Origin of the sequence: Rothia sp. P7181 (genome assembly GCF_048513015.1) — a bacterium.
GTDB lineage: Bacteria > Actinomycetota > Actinomycetes > Actinomycetales > Micrococcaceae > Rothia.
Genome location: NZ_JBLXXZ010000002.1, coordinates 124,957 through 143,182, shown reverse-complemented (window position 1 = coordinate 143,182; position 18,226 = coordinate 124,957). Strand labels below are relative to the sequence as shown.

Here is an 18,226-nt window from a genome sequence, read left to right as displayed (position 1 = left end):
CCCAAAAGTTCCCAACACCCGAAGCCTTATGCACGTCGTGCGTTGCGGTTCTTTTCCACGGTTTTACTATGTTTTCTGGGACAGCGAATATGAAACAGACAGGTCTGTGGAAGGATCCAACTTGGTCGCCTCGAGCACCTCTAATAACGAAGCCGCTAACGGCACAGTGAACCGTTTAGGTACACCAAGCCGAATTTCATTCGCAAAGATTTCTGAGCCCCTGCAGGTTCCTGACTTGCTTGCTCTGCAAACTAACAGCTTTGATGCCCTCATCGGTAACGAACGCTGGGCGCAACGCGTAGCAGAAGCAGCAGAAACGGGCGATACCTCAGTACAACCCGTCTCTGGGCTTGCTGAAATCTTTGACGAAATTTCTCCGATTGAAGATTTCCAAGGAACGATGTCTCTATCGTTCTCCGAACCTGAATTTGCTGAACCAAAGTACAGCATGGAACAGTGCAAGGATCGCGACGCGACCTACTCTGCTCCGTTGTACGTTAAAGCAGAATTCATGAACAACAACACTGGCGAGATTAAACAGCAGACCGTGTTCATGGGTGATTTCCCGCTCATGACCGATTCTGGTACGTTCGTCATCAACGGTACTGAGCGTGTCGTTGTATCTCAGCTGGTTCGCTCTCCTGGCGCATACTTTGAGAAGTCCGTAGACCGTACTTCCGATAAAGATATCTACACAGCAAAAATCATCCCTTCCCGTGGTGCATGGTTTGAGCTTGAAATCGATAAGCGTGACCAGGTCGGCGTACGTCTTGACCGTAAGCGCAAGCAGTCTGTTACTGTGCTCCTCAAAGCTCTTGGCTGGAGCGAAGCAAAAATTCTTGAAGAATTTGGTGAATTTGACGCTATTCGCGCAACCCTAGAAAAAGACACCGTACAGACTCGTGACGAAGCTCTACTCGATATTTACCGTAAACTTCGCCCAGGTGAACCTCCAACGGTTGATGCTGCCCAGAACCTTCTGGACAACATGTACTTCACACCAAAACGCTACGACCTTGCAAAGGTTGGCCGTTACAAGGTAAACCGCAAACTCGGTGTTGAAACTCCTCTTACTGACCCATCAGCTATGGTGCTCAGCCAAGATGACATTGCAGCGATGATTCGCTATCTCGTCACCTTGCACGCTGGCGGTAAGACCATTTCTGGTGTACGTGACGGAAAGCCCGTAGAAATCCGTGTTGATACTGACGATATCGACCACTTTGGTAACCGTCGTATCCGCGCTGTTGGCGAATTGATTGAAAACCAGATTCGTACCGGTCTTTCCCGTATGGAACGAGTTGTTCGCGAACGCATGACAACTCAGGACGTTGAGGCGATTACTCCTCAGACCCTGATTAACATCCGTCCCGTGGTAGCTTCCATTAAAGAGTTCTTCGGAACCTCTCAGCTGTCACAGTTCATGGACCAGAACAACCCTCTAGCAGGTTTGACACACAAGCGTCGTCTTTCTGCGCTAGGCCCTGGCGGTCTTTCACGTGACCGTGCAGGTATGGAAGTTCGAGACGTCCACCCCTCACACTACGGACGTATGTGCCCCATCGAAACCCCTGAAGGTCCCAACATTGGTCTAATCGGTTCTTTGGCAACATACGGACGTATTAACCCCTTCGGTTTCATCGAAACTCCTTACCGCCGCGTTATCAACGGTCAGGTTACCAATGAGGTTGAATACCTCACTGCAGATGATGAAAAAGGCACCACCATCGCTCAGGCAAATGCGCCTTTGACCGAAGACTTGCGCTTCGCTGAACCTACCGTTCTATGCCGTGCTGGCGACGGTTCTGGTGAAGCTGTGCTCGTAGATGCAACAGACGTTGAATACATGGACGTTTCACCACGTCAGATGGTTTCTGTTGCAACCGCTTTGATTCCTTATCTCGAACACGACGACGCAAACCGTGCGTTGATGGGCGCAAACATGCAGCGTCAGGCTGTTCCGTTGCTCGTCTCCGAAGCGCCTGTCGTTGGTACCGGCATGGAACGCTACGCAGCAATCGACTCTGGAGATTCTGTCCTAGCACGTAAAGCCGGTGTCGTATCTGAGGTTTCTGCAGACCTTGTCATTGTTCGCAACGACGACGGTACAACCTCCTCATACCCCATCTCTAAGTTCAAGCGTTCAAACCCCGGTAACTGCTATAACCACCGTGTTATTGTTCGTGCCGGAGACCGTGTTGAAGCTCAGGGACTTATCGCTGACGGTCCTTCTACCGATAACGGCGAATTGGCGTTGGGTAAGAACCTCCTCGTGGCATACATGTCTTGGGAAGGCTTCAACTTTGAGGACGGTATCATCCTGTCCCAGCGTATGATCTCTGATGACGTGCTGACCTCAATTCACATTGAAGAACACGAAATTGACGCACGTGACACCAAGCTCGGTGCAGAAGAAATTACTCGCGACATCCCCAACGTCTCTGAGGAAGTTCTTTCCGCACTTGACGAGCGCGGTATTATCCACATCGGTGCTGAGGTTGAATCTGGCGATATTCTCGTTGGTAAAGTGACCCCTAAGGGCGAAACTGAACTAACCCCCGAAGAGCGACTTCTCCGTGCAATCTTCGGTGAGAAATCTCGTGAAGTTCGTGACACCTCTTTGAAGGTTCCTCACGGTGAATCAGGTACCGTTATCGCTGTTCGTACCTTTGACCGAGACAGCAGCACTGATGACGACGACGCACTACCTTCAGGTGTTAATCAGCTGGTACGTGTTTACGTCGCTCAAAAGCGCAAGATTACTGTGGGTGATAAGCTCGCAGGTCGTCACGGTAACAAGGGTGTTATTACAAAGATTCTTCCCGTTGAAGATATGCCCTTCATGGAAGACGGTACCCCTATCGACGTTATCTTGAACCCCTTGGGTGTTCCTGGTCGTATGAACATCGGTCAGGTTCTTGAGGTTCACACCGGTTGGTTGGCGAAACAAGGTTGGAAGATTGAAGGCAACCCATCATGGTTGAAGAACCTTCCAAACTTCCCGAAGGAAAGTGGCCCCACTAAGGTCTCCACCCCCGTGTTCGACGGTGCAGACGAAGTTGAGCTCTTTGACTTGTTGGATCACTCCAACCCGAACCGTGACGGTGAACGTCTGATCAACCGTAGTGGTAAAGCAAACCTCTATGACGGTCGTTCTGGTGAACGCTTCCCCGAACCTGTTTCGGTGGGCTACCAGTACATTTTGAAACTTCACCACTTGGTGGACGATAAGATTCACGCACGTTCAACTGGTCCGTACTCCATGATTACTCAGCAGCCGCTCGGTGGTAAAGCACAGTTCGGTGGTCAGCGTTTTGGTGAGATGGAAGTGTGGGCGCTTGAAGCATACGGCGCCGCATACACCCTTCAGGAAATCTTGACCATTAAGTCTGACGACGTTCACGGTCGTGTGAAGGTCTATGAGGCAATCGTCAAGGGCGAGAACATTCCAGAACCTGGTGTTCCTGAATCCTTCAAGGTGCTCATTAAAGAAATGCAGTCCCTCTGCCTGAACGTTGAAGTCCTTTCAACTGACGGTAAGACCATTGAAATGCGCGATGCTGAAGACGAAGGCTTCCGTGCAGCAGATGATTTAGGTATCGACCTATCTCATGCAGAGCCTAACTCTGTGGAAGAGGTCTAGCCCCTTCACGAGGTAGATATACCTGTTCATCATTTCTACGAAAATTAGTCTTCACAACTACTGAAAAGAGATAAGGACCAAATGTCCAACGAATCTTCACTCGGTTTGATGCGTATTGGCCTGGCCACCGCTGATGATATCCGCAGCTGGTCTTATGGTGAGGTCAAGAAGCCCGAAACCATTAACTACCGAACCCTAAAGCCCGAAAAAGAGGGTCTTTTCGACGAGCGTATTTTCGGTCCTACCAGGGACTGGGAATGCTACTGTGGCAAATACAAGCGCGTACGCTTTAAGGGCATTATCTGTGAACGCTGTGGCGTTGAGGTAACCCGCGCAAAGGTTCGCCGTGAACGCATGGGTCACATTCAGCTTGCTGCTCCGGTGACTCACATCTGGTACTTCAAGGGTGTTCCTTCACGCCTTGGTTACCTGCTTGATCTTGCTCCTAAAGATCTTGAAAAGATTATCTACTTTGCCGCGTACATGATCACCTCTGTGGATGAGGAAGGACGTCACGACGATCTTCCAAACCTTGAGGCAGCGTTCGAACGTGATAAGAAAGCTTTGGAAGCTCAACGTGATGCAGATATTAATCTCATCGCTCGTGAGACTGAAGAAGAACTTGCGCGCATTGAAGCTGAAGGTGGAAAAGCAGCAGAGAAGCGTAAACTTCGCGACCAAGCAGAACGTCAGATGGCATCTGTTCGTAAAAATGCTGATCGTGAAATCGAGTTTGAGCAAAAAGTTTGGGATCGTTTCAAGTCTTTGAAGGTTGCTGACCTTGAAGGTGATGAAGCGCTCTACCGTGCCATGGTTGATAAGTACGGTATGTACTTTGAAGGTTCCATGGGCGCTGAGGCTATTCGTTCCCGCCTAGAATCTTTCGACCTCGAAGCAGAAGCTGAAGCTCTCAAAGAGATTATTCAGACTGGTAAGGGTCAGCGTAAGACTCGTGCATTGAAGCGTCTAAAAGTTGTTAACTCCTTCTTGAGCACCACTAACTCACCTTTGGGTATGGTTCTTGAAGTTGTTCCTGTGATTCCTCCAGAATTGCGTCCTATGGTGCAGCTCGACGGTGGACGCTTTGCAACCTCCGACCTCAACGACCTCTACCGTCGTGTGATTAACCGTAACAACCGTCTCAAGCGTCTACTTGAGTTGGGTGCACCCGAAATCATCGTTAATAACGAAAAGCGTATGCTTCAAGAAGCAGTTGATTCGCTCTTCGATAACGGTCGTCGTGGTCGCCCTGTTACTGGTCCTGGTAACCGTCCGTTGAAGTCCCTTTCTGACATGCTCAAGGGTAAGCAGGGTCGTTTCCGTCAGAACCTCTTGGGTAAGCGTGTTGATTACTCTGGTCGTTCTGTTATCGTCGGTGGCCCTCAGCTTTCAATGCATCAGTGTGGTCTTCCAAAGCAGATGGCATTGGAGCTGTTCAAGCCCTTCGTGATGAAGCGTCTGGTAGACCTCAACCATGCGCAGAACATCAAGTCTGCTAAGCGCATGGTAGAGCGTTCTCGTTCTCAGGTCTGGGATGTTCTTGAAGAAGTGATTGCTGAGCATCCTGTGCTCTTGAACCGTGCACCTACTCTGCACCGTCTGGGTATTCAGGCGTTCGAACCTCAGCTTGTTGAAGGTAAAGCCATTCAGCTTCACCCTCTTGTATGCTCTGCGTTTAACGCTGACTTCGACGGCGACCAGATGGCAGTTCACTTGCCTCTATCTCCTGAAGCTCAGGCTGAAGCACGTATTTTGATGCTTTCATCCAACAACATTTTGAAGCCTTCAGACGGTCGTCCGGTAGCTGTTCCTGACCAGGATATGGTGATTGGTCTATTCCACTTGACCACACCTCAAGAAGACGCAACCGGCGAAGGTCGTATCTTCTCTTCCTTGGCAGAAGCTATTATGGCGATGGACTTAGGTCAGATTGCTATTAACGCTAAGGTCAAAATCCACTTTGACTCCTTCATCGCTCCAGAAGGTTTTGAAACTCCTGAAGGCTTTGAACAAGGTGGAAGCATTCTTCTTGAATGCACCGTCGGTCAAGTAATCTTCAACCAGACTCTTCCTGCTGACTACCCTTGGTATGGGGAAATTGCAGATAAGAAGCACCTTGGTTCTTTGATTAATGACCTCGCTGAGAAATACCCAATGAATGTCGTAGCTCAGACTCTTGATCAGCTCAAGAACACTGGTTTCTACTACGCTTCTCGCTCTGGTGTGACCGTTGCTATCTCAGATATTGCGGCACCTAAAGATAAGCCTGCCATTATGGAAGGCTATGAGAAGAAAGCTGAAAAGATTCAGCAGGACTTCGACCTGGGTCTTACCGGCGATAACGAGCGTCGTACCGAGCTGATTAAGATCTGGACTCAGGCAACAGATGAAGTTTCTGAAGCCATGAAACAGAACCTTGCAAACCTGAACACCACCATTAACCGTATGGTGACCTCTGGTGCTCGTGGTAACTGGATGCAGGTTCGCCAGATTGCGGGTATCCGTGGTCTCGTGTCGAACCCGAAGGGTGAGATTATGCCTCGCCCCATTAAGTCTTCATATCGTGAGGGCCTGTCCGTTCTCGAATACTTCATCGCGACTCACGGTGCTCGTAAGGGTCTTGCTGATACTGCGTTGCGTACGGCAAACTCCGGTTACCTGACTCGTCGTTTGGTGGACGTCTCTCAGGACGTTATTGTTCGTGAAGATGACTGTGGTACACGCCAAGGTCTAGACCTTCCCTTGATCGATACTAAAGACGGTTCCTTGCACCAACAGGTCGAGACTGCTATCCATGGACGTTCTTTGGCAGTAGATGTCAAGGACGAATCTGGAGAGGTTCTTGCCGCTGCTGGTGCTGACGTATCTGATATCGTCATCAACAAGCTTTTCAAAGCTGGAATTGAACAGGTCAAGGTTCGTTCCGTATTGACCTGCCAATCTGCTGTTGGTGTCTGTGCCTTGTGCTACGGCCGTTCTATGGCTTCTGGTAACTTGGTAGACATCGGCGAAGCTGTTGGTATTATTGCGGCACAGTCTATTGGTGAACCTGGTACTCAGCTGACCATGCGTACCTTCCACACCGGTGGTGTCGCAACCGCAGGCGATATTACTCAGGGTCTACCTCGTATTCAGGAGCTCTTCGAAGCACGTACTCCTAAGGGCGTTGCACCTATTTCTGAGGTTAGCGGTCGTGTCTCTATGGAAGATACCGATAAGGCTTTGAAGGTTGTGATTACTCCTGATAACGGTGACGAACCTGTAGCTTATCCCGTTCTTCGTCGTTCTCGTCTGCTCGTGGCTGAGGGTGAACACGTTGAGATTGGTGATCAGCTGGTTGTAGGTGCCATCGATCCTAAGGAAGTACTACGTATTCGTGGTCCTCGTCATGCTCGTAAGCATCTTGTTGACGAGGTTCAGGACGTATACCGTTCTCAGGGTGTAGGTATTCACGATAAGCACGTTGAGGTGATTGTTCGCCAGATGCTTCGTCGTGTGACCGTTATTGACTCTGGTGAAACTGATCTTCTCCCCGGTGAGCTCGTAGAGAACCTTGCCTTCCAGGCGGCGAACCGTAAGGCCGTAGCTGAGGGTAAGCGTCCTGCTTCTGCTCGTCCTGAAATGATGGGTATTACGAAGGCGTCCTTGGCGACTGAGTCGTGGCTTTCTGCTGCGTCCTTCCAGGAGACGACTCGAGTTCTTACTCAGGCTGCTATGGAACGTAAAGAAGATCCATTGGTCGGTCTTAAAGAGAACGTCATCATTGGTAAGCTCATCCCTGCTGGTACAGGTTTGGCTCGCTACAACGATATTGAAGTTGAGCCTACTGACGAAGCACGTGAACAGCTTTTCCAAGTCTCTGCAAGCGGTTTCAACGATTTCAGCTATGCAGCTGAGAACGAAGGTTCTATTTCTGCAGAGTTCCAGGCTATTCCTTTGGATGATTACGACTTCGGTAAATAATCTTCTCAAGGAGGCTTATTAGCCTAATGAAGCCAGAGGGGTTTCTTCTCGTATTGACGAGGAGAAACCCCTCCGGTGTTTTAAATAGATCTTCGAGAGATAAATCATAAGTAGGGTGTTTATGGGGCTGATATGCGTTGATATGTTGTGAAGGCTGAGGGCGTATTAATTTTTTGAAGATTGTGCAGAGTGTTTTCATAGGGGATGCTCTAAACTATTGCTTGCTGACCTTAGGTGTAGGCCAGTATTCACTCACATCGCTAACGTTAATTTTCTTTTAGGGGTTATTGTGTTATCTTCGCGCGCCGTTTCTCGGCTTCGTCGCACGTGTTCATTGGCTGTAGGTACGGCTTTGGCTTGTGCGTCCTTATCTGTAGTAGAACCAGCTCAGGCGCATCCTGGCTACTGGTATTCTCCGTACTATCAGTCTCAAAATTTTTCGGCTAGCCCGTATCTTATTGGTGCTGGTGTTGGCGACGTTACGGGTGAACCAGCTGAGGTTGGTTTCATGGGCTATGGTGATGGTCATCAGCTTGGTTCTGGTGTGATGAGCCGTTCGTATGCTCGTGCATTTGAGATTCAAGATCGTAATACTGGTGAGCGCAACCTGATGGTGGTGTTAGATCAGCTCTCAGCGTTCCAGAGCGTGCGTGATGAGGTGATTCGTCGTGTGCAACGCCAATATGGTGACGCTTATGGTGAGTCAAATATTATGATTACGGCAAATCATACTCACGCGACTCCTGGTGGTATTACCAAATATGGTTTGTACAACGTCACGACGAGCGGGTGGCACGAGGATACCTTCAACGCGACTGTTGAAGGCATTATGGACGCCATTGACGCGGCACACCGTGACTTAGCGCCAGGGAATCTTACCGTTTCTCATTCTCAGCTGACCGGTGTTGGTGTTAACCGTTCTATGGTTGCCTTACGTAACAACCCCCAGCAATTACAGGACAAACTTATTGATGGGGTAGATCCTACGACGGTTACGTTGCGTTTAGAACGTGATGGAAAAACTCGCGCACTGATTAACTGGTTTGCTATTCACCCTACGTCGTTGCCGACCACTAATACTCTTATCTCGTCTGACAATAAAGGGTATGCCCAGTGGCTTTTAGAGAATCAAGATCATGGTGTTGACCATTATTCTGGTGCAGGTGATGGCTTTATTGCAGCTTTTGCCAATAGCAATGCTGGAGATGTCTCGCCCAATACGTGGCTTCGCCCTGGTAAGGGACCAACTGATAATCCTTTCCAGAACATGAAGATTCAAGGTACTAAACAGGCTGACGCTGTTCGTGATCAGCTTCGGAGCCAAGGAGAACCTGTTGGGCAGGGACTTGGCTCTGCGGTGAAGTACTTTGACTTTAGTAATATGACGGTGGACGCTCAATATACTGGAACCGGTAAAGCCGAGCGTACCTGCCGTGCTTCTTTAGGGGAGTCCTTTGGGTCTGGTTCTGAGGAAGACGGCGGCGGTGGCCTCCCTATTTTTGGTGAGGGCGTTGGTACTAATAAATTCTTTTATGCAATGAGCCGTGCTGCTTATAACGTCTCTGCTGATTTGAAAGCATGCCAGTACCCTAAGGACCATTTGCTTGCAGTGGGTCTAGCTAACGCCGTTCAGGAGAAACTTCCTGTTCAGGTGATGCGTTTTGGTGACTACTATGTTCTGGGGTTGCCAGGAGAATACACGGGTGCTGTTGGCGTGCAGTATCGTCAGGATATGGCAAAGCTTTTTGGTGTTGATGAGTCTCATATTATTTTGCAAGGTTACACCAATGCTTATAACCATTATGTGACAACCCCTGAAGAATATGATTTACAGCAGTATGAGGGCGGTTCTACGATTTTTGGTCGTTATGAAGCGCCAGCTTTCCGTCAGAGTCTGCATGAGGTAGGTTCTGCCTTACATCGTGGGGAGTCTTTAGATTTGGGGGATAAGCCTCAGACTCCTTATGCGGCAAAGAGCTCTAAGGGCAAGGTACTGTACGATACGCCTGGTGCCGGTAAGCGCTACGGGCAGCAACTGCGTGCTCCTCAGAGCACGTGGCGTGGTGGTAGTGTCTCTGCTGAGTTCGTTGGTGCTCACCCGAATAACAGCGTACGTAAACAGGGCAGTTATCTTGAGATTCAGCGCTGGAATGGACGTGCTTGGGAATATGTTGCAAGCGATAACGATCCGAATACTCGTTTCCAGTGGAAACGTCATTGGGCATCTCAGTCTCGTGTGACGATTAGCTGGGATGTTCCTTCGACTGCTGTTTCTGGTACATACCGTATTTTGTACTATGGACATTCCAAGAACGGTTGGGGGCAGGTTTCTGCGTTTACGGGAACAAGCTCTGAGTTTAGGGTCTATTAAGACCTAAGGTATCCGAGGGGTATCGCATTATATGGTGGGGGCCTTGCTGGTTTATTTCTGGCAAGGCCCTTGAGTTTTAAGGATTAACTGGGTTAAGTGAGGTAAATCTCTGAGGTTTAGGGTAAACAATAGGGAATTACCGAGAATCTAGGTAGATTAAGGGCTCTAGAGCCGATATAGTTTGATACGAAGTACTTAGCCTCAGTGCCTCTAATGCTTGTTTGGAGCATTTATATCGGCGCATTCCAGCGTTGAACGGCAGAGCTAATGTGGGCTTCGAATTAATGGCAGTATGGATACAGTCCTTTGGTATTGATTTAAGTTTTTTTAATCTGATACCTAAATGCCATTTTTACGCATGCCCAGATAAAATTTTGTTGCACGCGCTGAACTAAGTTACCGTTATTGTGTATCGCAGGATACTCAGTACATTTGCTTCAATAACTCATGCATCATGCAGAACTCTGCACTGAGGTGAAAAGACGAAAGGGTTGTGAAAGACCAACCCGATAATCAGGAGATATTGTGCCTACAATTCAGCAGCTGGTCCGTAAGGGCCGGACTCCCAAGGTCGTGAAGACCAAGGCGCCCGCACTGAAGGGCAACCCTATGAAGCGTGGCGTGTGCACCCGTGTGTACACCACCACCCCGAAGAAGCCTAACTCTGCACTCCGTAAGGTAGCTCGTGTGAAGCTCAACGGTGGTATTGAAGTTACCGCTTACATTCCCGGTGAAGGTCACAACCTTCAGGAACACTCCATCGTGCTCGTGCGCGGTGGTCGTGTGAAGGACCTCCCCGGTGTTCGTTACAAGATCGTTCGTGGTGCTCTGGATACTCAGGGTGTTAAGGGTCGCGGCCAGGCTCGCTCCCGCTACGGCGCTAAGAAGGAGAAGAAGTAATGCCTCGTAAGGGTCCCGCTCCAAAGCGTCCCCTCGTAAACGATCCTGTTTACGGTTCCCCGCTGGTTACTCAGCTTATTAACAAAGTTCTTCAGGACGGCAAAAAGTCTGTTGCAGAGCGCATTGTTTACGGTGCACTCGAAGGCGTAGGTCAGAAGACCGGTGCAGACCCCGTAGCAACCTTGAAAAAGGCTATGGATAACGTCAAGCCCTCCTTGGAGGTTCGCTCCCGCCGTGTTGGTGGCGCAACCTATCAGGTTCCTGTTGAGGTTCGCTCCGGACGCGCAACTGCTCTTGCTCTTCGCTGGTTGGTTGGCTTCTCCAAGCTACGCCGCGAAAAGACTATGACTGAGCGTCTAATGAATGAGATCTTGGACGCATCCAACGGTCTCGGTGCCGCTGTGAAGCGTCGCGAAGACACTCACAAGATGGCCGAATCCAACAAGGCCTTCGCACACTACCGCTGGTAATTCTTTGAAATGCCTGTCGAGAATACTTCGTGTATTCCGGCAGGCTTTCGGAGTATCTCATAAGAGGAGACTCAAGTGGCACTAGACGTGCTTACAGACCTCAAGAAGGTCCGCAATATTGGTATTATGGCGCACATTGACGCCGGTAAGACCACCACAACCGAACGTATCTTGTTCTACACCGGTATTAACCACAAGATTGGTGAAACCCACGATGGCGCATCCACCATGGACTGGATGGCTCAGGAACAAGAACGCGGTATTACCATTACTTCCGCAGCTACTACCTGCTTCTGGAAGAACAACCAGGTAAACATCATCGATACCCCCGGCCACGTTGACTTCACCGTTGAGGTTGAGCGTTCATTGCGCGTCCTTGACGGCGCAGTTGCAGTGTTCGACGGTAAAGAGGGTGTTGAGCCTCAGTCTGAAACCGTTTGGCGTCAGGCTGACAAATACGAAGTTCCCCGTATTTGCTTCGTGAACAAGATGGATAAGCTCGGCGCTGACTTCTACTTCACCGTAGATACCATTATCAAGCGTTTGGGTGCTCGTCCTTTGGTTCTTCAGCTACCTATTGGTGCTGAGAACGACTTCCTCGGTGTTATCGACCTGCTCACCATGAAGGCATATGTCTGGCCTGGTGACGCTAAGGGCGATGTGACCATGGGTGCTTCTTACGAAACTCAGGAAATTCCTGCAGACTTGCAAGAAAAGGCTGAGCAGTACCGTGCAGAGCTCATCGAAGCTGTTGCCGAGTCCAGCGAAGAACTAATGGAAAAGTACCTTGAAGAAGGCGAACTTTCCCTTGAAGAACTCAAAGCTGGTATCCGTCAGCTCACCGTGAATAACGAAGCATACCCTGTTCTTTGTGGTTCTGCATTCAAGAACCGTGGCGTTCAGCCTATGCTTGACGCTGTAATCGACTACTTGCCTTCACCGCTTGACGTGCCTGCTGTTCGCGGTCACAAACTCAACGATGAAGAAGTTGAGATGACTCGTGAAGCATCTTCTTCTGAGCCTTTCTCTGCATTGGCGTTCAAGGTTGCAGCACACCCGTTCTACGGTCAGCTCACTTACATTCGTGTGTACTCCGGTACTGCATCTCAGGGTGAACAGGTTCTTAACTCCACTAAGGGCCGTAAAGAGCGTATCGGTAAGCTCTTCCAGATGCACTCCAACAAGGAAAACCCTGTTGAGCAGATTCAGGCAGGACACATTTACGCTGCTATCGGTTTGAAGGACACCACCACTGGTGACACCCTTTGCGATGCTGCTAACCCCATCGTTCTTGAATCAATGAGCTTCCCTGATCCTGTGATCTTTGTTGCTATTGAGCCAAAGACTAAGGGCGACCAGGAGAAACTCTCCACCGCTATTCAGAAGCTTTCAGCAGAAGACCCCACCTTCAGCGTTAATCTCAACGATGAAACCGGTCAGACTGAAATCGGCGGTATGGGCGAATTGCACCTCGACATCTTGGTTGACCGCATGAAGCGTGAATTCAAGGTTGAGGCAAACATCGGTAAGCCTCAGGTTGCTTACCGCGAAACCATCAAGAAAGCTGTGGAGAAGGTCGACTACACCCACAAGAAGCAGACTGGTGGTTCTGGTCAGTTCGCTAAGGTTCAGGTTTCCTTCGAACCTATTCCTCTTGACGCTGAAGAGCTTTACGAGTTTGATAACGTCGTCACCGGTGGTCGTGTTCCTCGCGAATACATTCCATCTGTTGACGCTGGTATCCAGGACGCTATGCAGCTTGGTATCCTTGCTGGTTACCCTGTTGTTGGTGTTAAAGCAACCCTCATCGACGGTGCATACCACGATGTTGACTCCTCTGAAATGGCCTTCAAGATTGCCGGTTCTATGGTGTTCAAGGAAGGCGCTAAGCGCGCTAACCCTGTTCTTCTTGAACCGCTTATGGCAGTTGAAGTTCGTACCCCAGAGGAATACATGGGCGATGTTATCGGCGACTTGAACTCTCGCCGTGGACAGATTCAGTCCATGGAAGATGCAGCTGGCGTTAAACTCGTCAATGCATTGGTTCCGCTATCCGAAATGTTTGGTTACATCGGCGACCTACGTTCCAAGACTCAGGGACGCGCTGTGTTCTCGATGGCATTCGATAGCTATTCTGAGGTTCCGAAGGCTGTTGCCGACGAAATCATTCAGAAGAGCCGCGGCGAATAATTTTTGCCTCAGTTCCGGCTCTTTAAACTATTGAGTCGAAAAATTCACTAAAAATACCCCTGAAAACAGCTTCTGGGTTTCATCTGACCGGTGTAATCCGCTAATGTAGACGCTAGACCGTTTCTTAACGGATTGCGCCGGTGAGATATCCGAGTGCATGTTTTCAAAATCGTTCTAGGAGGAACACCCTTGGCTAAGGCTAAGTTCGAGCGCTCCAAGCCTCACGTAAACGTTGGTACCATTGGTCACGTTGACCACGGTAAGACCACTCTTACCGCTGCTATCTCCAAGGTTCTTGCAGACAAGTACCCGGACATTAACGAGCAGCGCGACTTCGGTATGATCGACTCCGCTCCTGAAGAGCGTCAGCGCGGTATTACCATTAACATTGCTCACATCGAGTACCAGACCGAGAAGCGTCACTACGCACACGTTGACGCTCCCGGCCACGCTGACTATGTCAAGAACATGATCACCGGTGCTGCTCAGATGGACGGCGCAATCCTCGTGGTTGCTGCTACCGATGGTCCTATGGCTCAGACCCGCGAGCACGTTCTTCTTGCTCGCCAGGTTGGCGTACCTACCCTTCTTGTTGCATTGAACAAGTCCGACATGGTTGAAGACGAAGAGCTTCTTGACCTCGTCGAAATGGAAGTTCGCGATTTGCTTTCTTCCCAGGAATTCGACGGCGACGACGCTCCTGTTATCCGCGTTTCTGCTCTCAAGGCTCTTGAAGGCGACGCTGAATGGGTTGCGAAGATCGAAGAACTCATGGATGCAGTTGACAACTACATTCCGGACCCCGTTCGTGAAACCGACAAGCCCTTCCTCATGCCTATTGAGGACGTCTTCACTATTACCGGTCGCGGTACCGTTGTAACCGGTCGTGCAGAGCGTGGTACCCTCAACATCAACTCTGAGGTTGAGATTGTTGGTATCCGCCCCATCCAGAAGACCACCGTTACCGGTATCGAGATGTTCCACAAGCAGCTCGACGAAGCATGGGCAGGCGAGAACTGTGGTCTACTTCTTCGCGGTCTCAAGCGCGACGACGTAGAGCGTGGTCAGGTTGTTGTAGCTCCCGGCTCCATCACCCCTCACACTCAGTTCGAGGCAAACGTCTACATCCTTTCCAAGGATGAGGGTGGACGTCACAACCCGTTCTACTCCAACTACCGTCCTCAGTTCTACTTCCGTACCACTGACGTAACCGGCGTTATCACTCTTCCTGAGGGTACCGAAATGGTTATGCCTGGCGACAACACCGAGATGACCGTTGAGCTCATCCAGGAAATCGCGATGGAAGAAGGCCTCGGCTTCGCTATTCGTGAAGGTGGACGTACCGTTGGTTCCGGTCGTGTTACCAAGATTCTCAAGTAATAATCTTTGAGCGTCAATCAGAAGTTTTAGAACTTCAACTTTGAGCTGTCGATGATGGCTCGGCAGGGCCCCTCAGTAGTTTTATTGAGGGGCCCTGTTTTATGCCTCTTTATTCTACCCAGAGAATTTGCATGTGAAACTCGGCACTTTTAGGTATTGGGGTTGCTTATGCTTTTATTCTCTGCGAGAATAGTAAACGTTGTTCAAGCGCTTATCTGTCGTTTCTTTGCAAAATATGCCTTAATAGGGTGGTTATTTTGCGGAGGAGCAAACGAAGATAAGACCAAATATGACCCGGTTCCGAAGGCTTAGGCCGTTGTCTGTCCTCATTTAGGCGACACGCCCGAGTTCGGGGGTCGGTGCTTGGTCGAGTTGAGGAACCCTAACACCCTTTAGGATTCAGCTCGATTCAGGCGGCACGAAAGAAAAATATTTTTCTTTACCTCAAGTGCCAGAAAAAGGGGCGACCGCCCCGTTACAGGGAAGTACTTCAAGAAAGAGAGTCCGACAGATGGCGGGACAGAAAATCCGCATCCGTCTGAAGTCTTACGACCACGAGGTCATTGATTCTTCAGCACGGAAAATCGTTGAGACAGTTACGCGTGCAGGCGCGACGGTAGTAGGTCCAGTACCACTTCCGACCGAAAAGAACGTTTACTGCGTTATTCGTTCGCCTCACAAGTATAAGGACAGCCGCGAGCATTTCGAAATGCGCACGCACAAGCGTCTGATCGACGTTGTTGATCCGACCCCTAAGGCTGTTGATGCCCTCATGCGTCTTGACCTTCCGGCAGACGTGAACATCGAAATCAAGCTGTAGAGGATCGCATCTAATCATGACTAACACATTCGAGCGCCAGGTGAAAGGCTTGCTGGGTACCAAACTCGGCATGACTCAGATCTGGGACGAAAACGGCAAATTTGTGCCTGTTACCGTAGTTAAGGCTGACTCCAACGTTGTCACCCAGTTACGTAATCAAGAAACTGATGGCTACCAGGCTATTCAGATTGGTTTCGGTGCAATTGATTCTCGTAAAGTTACCAAGCCTCTAGCTGGTCACTTTGAGAAAGCAGGCGTAACCCCTCGCCGCCACCTAGTTGAAATCCGCACTTCTGATGCTGCAGAGTACTCCCTAGGTCAGGAATTGACCGTGGACCTCTTCGCAGAAGGTCAGAAAGTCGATGTCGTTGGCAAGACCAAGGGCAAGGGCTTCGCAGGTGTTATGAAGCGTCACGGCTTCAAGGGTGTTGGCGCGTCTCACGGTCAGCACAAGAACCACCGTAAGCCCGGTTCTATCGGTGGTGCATCATACCCCGCACGCGTGTTCAAAGGTATGCGCATGGCTGGCCGTATGGGCGCAGCACGCCACACCACTTTGAACCTGACTATCCAGGGTGTAGACGTCGAAAACAACGTACTTTTGATTAAGGGTGCAATCCCTGGTCCTAAGGGTGGCGTTGTTTTGGTTCGCACCGCTGTGAAGGGAGCCTAATTACAATGGCTGTCAAAACTGTCAAGGTAGACCTACCGGCAGACCTCTTCGACGCACAGGCATCTGTTCCTCTGCTTCACCAGGTCGTTGTAGCTCAGCTTGCTGCAGCACGCCAAGGTACTCACAAAACTAAGAACCGCGGCGAAGTTTCCGGCGCAGGTCGTAAACCTTTCAAACAAAAAGGTACCGGCCGAGCACGTCAGGGCTCCATCCGTGCACCGCATATGACCGGTGGTGGCGTCGTACACGGCCCAACCCCTCGCAACTATGCGCAGCGTACCCCCAAGAAAATGATTGCAGCTGCTTTGCGCGGTGCTCTCTCCGATCGCGCTCGTCACGACCGCGTACACGTTGTAGAGAACCTCGTTGAAGGCACCAAGCCTTCAACTCAGGCAATCAAGGCATCTCTTGCAAGCATCACCAGCCGTAAGAACGTTCTTTTGGTGATTGACCGCAAAGAAGATCTTGTAGCACTGTCAGCACGTAACCTTCAGAACACTCACGTCCTCTATGCAGACCAGCTGAACACCTACGATGTTCTCATCTCTGATGACGTAGTTTTCACCAAGGATGCGTTCGACATTTTCGTCGCAGTTGCTTCTAAGGCTAAGAAGGAGGCCGCTAAATAATGAGCGTCTCTACTTTCAAAGATCCTCGCGACGTGATTATCGCTCCCGTCGTGTCGGAAAAAAGCTACGGCCAGCTCGATGAAGGTAAATACACCTTCGTTGTTGCTCCTAGCTCCAACAAACTGGAAATCAAGCAGGCTATCGAAGAAATCTTCGGTGTCAAGGTTGCTTCCGTAAACACCGCTAACCGTCAAGGCAAGCGCAAGCGCACTCGCTTTGGCTGGGGTACTCGTAAGAACACCAAGCGTGCGATTGTAACCCTCAAAGAAGGCTCAATCGACCTCTTCGGCGGTCCGCAGGCATAGTCCTGCGGAGACCACTTTAGCGAAGGAAAGAAATACTAAATGGGTATTCGTAAACACAAGCCGACGACACCTGGTCGCCGTGGCTCGAGCGTTTCCGATTTCTCCGAAATCACCCGCTCAACCCCGGAAAAATCCCTGGTTCGTCCGCTTCCTAAAAAAGGCGGCCGTAACAACACCGGTCGTATCACCACTCGCCACAAGGGCGGTGGACACAAGCGTCAGTACCGTTTGATCGACTTCCGTCGTCACGACAAAGATGGTGTTAACGCACGCGTTGCACACATCGAGTACGATCCAAACCGTACCGCACGCATCGCATTGCTTCACTATGTTGATGGTACAAAGCGTTACATCGTTGCTCCTAACCGTTTGCAGCAGGGCGACATCGTTGAATCCGGTCCGTCTGCGGACATCAAGCCCGGTAACAACTTGCCACTACGCAACATTCCTGTGGGTACCGTTATTCACGCTGTTGAACTTCGCCCCGGCGGCGGAGCAAAGATGGGTCGCTCTGCTGGCGCTTCCATCCAGCTCGTTGCTAAAGAAGGTCGCTACGCTCAGTTGCGTCTTCCTTCCGGCGAAATTCGCAACGTAGACGTTCGCTGCCGTGCAACTGTTGGTTCTGTCGGCAACGCTGAACAGTCCAACATCAACTGGGGTAAAGCAGGCCGCAACCGTTGGAAGGGCATCCGCCCAACCGTTCGTGGTGTTGTTATGAACCCTGTTGATCACCCACATGGTGGTGGTGAAGGTAAAACCTCAGGTGGTCGTCACCCGGTTAACCCGAACGGTAAACCCGAAGGTCGTACCCGTCGACCTAACAAGGAAAGCGACAAGCTCATTGTTCGTCGCCGTCGTACTGGCAAGAAGCGCTAAGGAGCC

12 protein-coding genes are annotated in these 18,226 nt (G+C 50.3%); all 12 read left to right on the top strand.

Annotated features, from left to right (window positions below):
* Positions 1-121 precede the first annotated feature (121 nt).
* The 12 genes from rpoB to rplB all read left to right on the top strand — a co-directional run bounded on the left by rpoB (position 122) and on the right by rplB (position 18,220).
* Positions 122-3,643 (top strand): DNA-directed RNA polymerase subunit beta, encoded by a 3,522-nt coding sequence (gene rpoB / locus ACN08Z_RS01995; RefSeq protein ID WP_419102961.1) that lies wholly within the window; start codon positions 122-124, stop codon positions 3,641-3,643.
* Positions 3,644-3,724: 81 nt separating this feature from the next.
* The gene (locus ACN08Z_RS01990) at positions 3,725-7,606 is read left to right on the top strand and encodes a DNA-directed RNA polymerase subunit beta' (RefSeq protein WP_419102938.1); all 3,882 of its coding nucleotides are present in this window, start codon (positions 3,725-3,727) and stop codon (positions 7,604-7,606) included.
* Between the two features lie 289 nt (positions 7,607-7,895).
* On the top strand, positions 7,896-9,977 hold the full coding sequence (locus tag ACN08Z_RS01985; protein WP_419102937.1) for a neutral/alkaline non-lysosomal ceramidase N-terminal domain-containing protein: 2,082 nt from the start codon (positions 7,896-7,898) through the stop codon (positions 9,975-9,977).
* 525 nt (positions 9,978-10,502) lie between these two features.
* Positions 10,503-10,877: a 30S ribosomal protein S12 gene (gene rpsL, locus ACN08Z_RS01980; RefSeq protein WP_004005292.1), complete on the top strand. Its 375-nt coding sequence runs from the start codon at positions 10,503-10,505 to the stop codon at positions 10,875-10,877.
* Positions 10,877-11,347 (top strand): 30S ribosomal protein S7, encoded by a 471-nt coding sequence (rpsG, locus tag ACN08Z_RS01975; protein ID WP_419100885.1) that lies wholly within the window; start codon positions 10,877-10,879, stop codon positions 11,345-11,347. The genes rpsL and rpsG overlap by 1 nt, the downstream gene beginning before the upstream one ends.
* A gap of 75 nt (positions 11,348-11,422) precedes the next feature.
* Complete coding sequence (gene fusA / locus ACN08Z_RS01970) at positions 11,423-13,537, top strand: elongation factor G (protein ID WP_419100884.1); 2,115 nt, start codon at positions 11,423-11,425, stop codon at positions 13,535-13,537.
* A gap of 189 nt (positions 13,538-13,726) precedes the next feature.
* Positions 13,727-14,917: an elongation factor Tu gene (tuf, locus tag ACN08Z_RS01965; RefSeq protein WP_419100883.1), complete on the top strand. Its 1,191-nt coding sequence runs from the start codon at positions 13,727-13,729 to the stop codon at positions 14,915-14,917.
* Positions 14,918-15,428: 511 nt separating this feature from the next.
* Positions 15,429-15,737, top strand: a complete 309-nt coding sequence (gene rpsJ / locus ACN08Z_RS01960) for a 30S ribosomal protein S10 (RefSeq protein WP_068169589.1) — start codon at positions 15,429-15,431, stop codon at positions 15,735-15,737.
* A gap of 16 nt (positions 15,738-15,753) precedes the next feature.
* The gene (rplC, locus tag ACN08Z_RS01955; protein WP_419100882.1) at positions 15,754-16,410 is read left to right on the top strand and encodes a 50S ribosomal protein L3; all 657 of its coding nucleotides are present in this window, start codon (positions 15,754-15,756) and stop codon (positions 16,408-16,410) included.
* A 5-nt stretch (positions 16,411-16,415) separates the two neighbouring features.
* The gene (rplD, locus tag ACN08Z_RS01950; RefSeq protein WP_419100881.1) at positions 16,416-17,039 is read left to right on the top strand and encodes a 50S ribosomal protein L4; all 624 of its coding nucleotides are present in this window, start codon (positions 16,416-16,418) and stop codon (positions 17,037-17,039) included.
* Positions 17,039-17,344, top strand: a complete 306-nt coding sequence (gene rplW / locus ACN08Z_RS01945) for a 50S ribosomal protein L23 (RefSeq protein ID WP_419100880.1) — start codon at positions 17,039-17,041, stop codon at positions 17,342-17,344. Before rplD ends, rplW begins: the two co-directional genes overlap by 1 nt.
* Before the next feature lie 39 nt (positions 17,345-17,383).
* Positions 17,384-18,220: a 50S ribosomal protein L2 gene (rplB, locus tag ACN08Z_RS01940; protein WP_419100879.1), complete on the top strand. Its 837-nt coding sequence runs from the start codon at positions 17,384-17,386 to the stop codon at positions 18,218-18,220.
* Positions 18,221-18,226 lie beyond the last annotated feature (6 nt).